Source organism: Streptomyces sp. WELS2, from assembly GCF_013870595.1.
Taxonomy (GTDB): Bacteria; Actinomycetota; Actinomycetes; order Streptomycetales; family Streptomycetaceae; genus Streptomyces.
Map to the genome: position 1 here is coordinate 1 of NZ_JACBWZ010000640.1, position 3,650 is coordinate 3,650.

Genomic DNA, 3,650 nt, shown 5'->3' on the forward strand with positions numbered 1-3,650 from the left:
GCTCCAGGCCGCCGTACGGGCCGGCCGGCACCGCGCGGGACGGCTGCTGCTCACGGACATCGCCGCGTTGCCGGTGCGTTCGGGCTGCCTGGACGCCGTGTTCGCGGCCGGCCTGATCGCCCATCTGCCGCATCCGGTGGAGAACCTGCGGGAACTCGCCCGCGGGGTGCGGCGGGGAGGCGTGCTCGGGCTCTTCCATCCGGTCGGCCGTGCCGCCCTGGCCGCGCGCCAAGGCCGTCGGATCACACCCGACGACCTGCGGGCCGAGGAAAATCTCCGCCCGCTGCTGGCACGTTCGGGCTGGCGCATGACGTCGTATGTGGACGAGGACGCCCGTTTCCTCGCGCTCGCGGTGCGCGAGGACTGACCGCCGCGCCGGTTCAGAGCGTTCCGGCGATAGCTGCCGCGAAGGCGCCGGGTTGGTCGAACATGACGTTGTGCCCGGCGCCGGGGACCGTCACCACGCGGACCCCGGCGGCTTCCAGGCTCTCGCGGCCCGCGAGTTCGCCGCTGTTCTCGCCCTGGAGGAAGGTCCGGTCGACGGACAGTCCCTCCAGGAGCGTACGCATCACGGGGCTGGAGCCCCGGCACAGGCCGACGGCGCTGCGATGCAGGGCGCGCGGATCGGTCAGCCTCATGGTGGCCGCCCACAGCGGGCCCACCGCGTCCAGCACACGCGCGTATCCCTCGTCGACGAATGCCTCCTCTTCGAAGGCGGCGATACCGCTGCTGGCCGCGGTCGACGGCGGAAATGCGTCCAGGTTGGCCTCGGTCAGCACCAGCCGGGAGACGAGGTCGGGCCGCCGGTGGGCGAGCACGATGGCCACGGCGCCGCCCATGCTGTGAGCGATCACTTCGGCGCTGGTGACACCGGCCGAATCCAGCGCGACCGCGACCGCGTGTGCGTGGTCGTCCAGGGTGTAGCCGAAGTCCCGGGGACGGTCGCTCGTGCCATGCCCGGGCAGGTCGACGAACAGGCTGCGCCTGCCGGTCAGTTCCGGCCGGGCGGTGATGTGGGCGTGGTAGACGGCGGACATGGATCCGAGTCCGTGCAGATACACCCGGGCGGACTCGGCCCCCGGCGCCTCGGTCCACCGGATGTGGCTGCCCCTGCTGTCGAACGCGGCCTGCCGCATGTGCCCCTCCTCGTGCTGCAACAACACCGCACGATACCTCGGCAACGATGTATACCGTCAAGGCGGTACTGGAAGGGCGATGCACCTGCGGGAGAATGCGGGCATGCTCGAACTCGCCATCCTGGGATTCCTGTACGACGCGCCGCTGCACGGATACGTCCTGCGCCGTCATATCGCCGCGCTCACCGGCCATGTGCGCCCGGTGGCGGAGAGCACGTTGTACCCGGCGATCAAGCGGCTGGAGAAGGCGGGTCTGCTGGTACGGGCCACCGAACCCGGCGCCGTCGCCGCCCCGCGCCATGTGCTGACGCTGACCGAGGAGGGCGGGCGCGAGCTGATGCGCCGGCTCGCCGAGCCCGCCCAGCGGGAGATCACCGACGAGAACCACTGGTTCACACTGCTGGCGTTCCTGCGGCACTTGGCCGATCCCGCGGCGCAGGCGGCCGTGCTGCGACGCCGGCTGGCCTTCCTGGAGGAGCCGGCGAGCTTCTTCTACGACGGCGACCGGCCGCTGAGCGCCGAGGAACTGGACGACCCCTTCCGCCGGGGCGTCCTCACCATCGCGCGTGCCACGAGCCGGGCGGAACTGGCCTGGCTGCGGGACACCCTCGCGTCACTCGACGGGGTCGGCCGCTGACGTGTCCCGGTGCCGCACCGGACAGCCGCGCAGCCCGGGGACCGGATGGGTCCCCAGGTCCGCCACGCGGTAGCCGTCGGGGTAGCCCTTGATCTCCCGGTTCTGGCGTGCGAAGTGCGGGCTGCGCCGCGGCGGCAGGAGCCGGACCAGCCGGCCGCGCGTCCATACGGCCCGGCGCACCAGCGCGGTGGCCGTCGCGCCGGGTTTCGGATAGCGGAAGGCGCGCAGCAGGGGCTCGTCGAGCAGGGCGAGTGTCACCGTGCGCAGCAGCGGGGCCAGGGGGCGCGGGTACCAGGAGGCCATCAGCTCGAGCGTGGCGTCGGAGACCCGCCGGGCCTCCTCGTCCCAGCCGAAGTGGGCCTCTTCGTAGGAGTCGAGAAGGGTTTCGAACTCCTCGTAGGTCCGCGGGATGCCCGGAATGCCCATGTGCCGGCCGAGGGTGCGGTAGTACTCGGTGGTGGCGATGATCTCGTGGCGGGACAGCCGCCGCCAGCCGTAGATGTCGATCCAGCGTCTGGGCACCACGACGAAGGTGCTCAGCACATACCGCATGTCGTCGTCGCTGATGTCGTAACTGCGGTGCATCTGGTTGATGCGGCGGATCGCCGTGCGCCCCTGCTCCGCCGCGAAGCCGTGTTCCAGGACGGCGTCGAGGAGGAGCGACGTGTCGTCGTACCGCTTCTGCGTGCGCTCGGTCAGTTCCGCCGTGCGCGCGAGCAGCCGGCCGATGCTCGGTACCGCGTAGGTGCGGTAGAGGGCCAGTTCCAGGGCGCGCGTGTAGTCCCAGGGGAACTCCAAGGACACACTGGTCCGGTAGATCTCCAGCGCGTCCGCCACCGGGTCCAGCCGACGGATCCGCTCCAGATGTTCGAACCGCTTCACCGCGTCGCCCCTTCTGCCGTCGAAGCTCCAACTCTACGTTGCGGAAAAGCAGATGGGCGATCAGCACCGACTGGTCCGGGGAAAGGGGGTCCAGGCGTTCGGCGCGAACCGCAGATGCACCGGAAGGTTCCGCGCCCCCGCGCGGGCCCGGCCGGCCGGCGTCCGGGAGAAGGGCGCGCACAACTTGTCCGAGGCGGCGGCCGTCTACGCGGCCGCTCGGGCGGGGGGCTACGGGCACCGGATCGAGGTGGCGGCTGCCTGGGGTGTCGCCGGAAGCGCTGTCGGGGTGAGCGAGCCGGCCTGCCGGGCGGTCGTAGCGCCGGCCAGGGAGCGCGACGAATCGCCTGGCGCGGTGGCCCGCGACCTCCTCGGTCTGCCCGCGAACCAAGCGGAACTCCCGCCTCCCGAGGAGGTTGTTTCGCCCCTTTCCGGGCGGAAACCTGCAGCTCCGCGTGGTGCGCGAAGCCGTGACAACCGGCTCGCGCGCACACTAGGGTGCGCGCCGACGGACCAACCACTGGGGAGGCAGGGATGGCCGGGACGGACGATATGGCCGTCGCCGCCGCGGACGACGCGCTGTACGTGCTGACGGCGGTGCTGCTGACACCGGCGCAGTTCCCGAGCGTGCTGGGCGACGACTACCCGGCGGCGTGCGCGGTGCTGGGTCTGCCGCCGCTCGCCGACGGGTACGGCCTGGTGCTGGGCCAGGACGGGGACGGCGCTCGCTGGACGGTCGTCATCGACGACGTCGCGCTGGTCGCGGTGGCGATCGCGTCCTGGGACTGCGGCATGGAATACGAGCTGTCGCCGGACGAAGGCGCGGTCGTGACCGCCCTGCCGGGGTGGCCCCTGGCCGTCGCCGTCGCCGCGCCCGGGGTACCCGCACCGCACGACCCTCCCGCCGAGGCGGCGGGCCGGCCGGCGCTGAGCCCACCGGACACCGGCTCCTGGGGGCCGGCCCAGCGACGTCTGGGCGCCGACGAGATCGCGCTGCA

Annotated in this window: 4 protein-coding genes and 1 pseudogene; 3 read left to right on the plus strand and 2 right to left on the minus strand. The window is 72.2% G+C overall.

What is annotated here, in order from left to right:
• Positions 1-367 (plus strand): methyltransferase domain-containing protein (locus tag H5J33_RS27220; RefSeq protein WP_181797491.1); only part of this gene is annotated, 367 nt, incomplete at its 5' end.
• Positions 368-380: 13 nt separating this feature from the next.
• Here the strand turns inward: H5J33_RS27220 and H5J33_RS27225 are convergent.
• The gene (locus H5J33_RS27225) at positions 381-1,136 is read right to left on the minus strand and encodes an alpha/beta fold hydrolase (RefSeq protein WP_181797493.1); all 756 of its coding nucleotides are present in this window, start codon (positions 1,134-1,136) and stop codon (positions 381-383) included.
• Positions 1,137-1,239: 103 nt separating this feature from the next.
• Between H5J33_RS27225 and H5J33_RS27230 the strand changes: the two genes are divergently transcribed.
• Positions 1,240-1,773, plus strand: coding sequence for a PadR family transcriptional regulator (locus H5J33_RS27230; RefSeq protein WP_030775286.1), 534 nt, complete (start codon positions 1,240-1,242; stop codon positions 1,771-1,773).
• Here the strand turns inward: H5J33_RS27230 and H5J33_RS27235 are convergent.
• The gene (locus tag H5J33_RS27235) at positions 1,750-2,655 is read right to left on the minus strand and encodes an oxygenase MpaB family protein (protein ID WP_181797492.1); all 906 of its coding nucleotides are present in this window, start codon (positions 2,653-2,655) and stop codon (positions 1,750-1,752) included. The genes H5J33_RS27230 and H5J33_RS27235 overlap by 24 nt on opposite strands.
• A gap of 531 nt (positions 2,656-3,186) precedes the next feature.
• On the opposite strand from H5J33_RS27235, the pseudogene H5J33_RS27240 reads away from it, so the two are divergent.
• Positions 3,187-3,650 (plus strand): annotated as a pseudogene (locus H5J33_RS27240) (hypothetical protein); the annotation flags it as partial.

Bases quoted from the DNA above. Each gene is read 5' to 3' on its own strand.
- H5J33_RS27225 (WP_181797493.1), bottom strand. From the start codon at position 1,136: ATGCGGCAGGCCGCGTTCGACAGCAGGGGCAGCCACATCCGGTGGACC.
- H5J33_RS27230 (WP_030775286.1), top strand. From the start codon at position 1,240: ATGCTCGAACTCGCCATCCTGGGATTCCTGTACGACGCGCCGCTGCAC.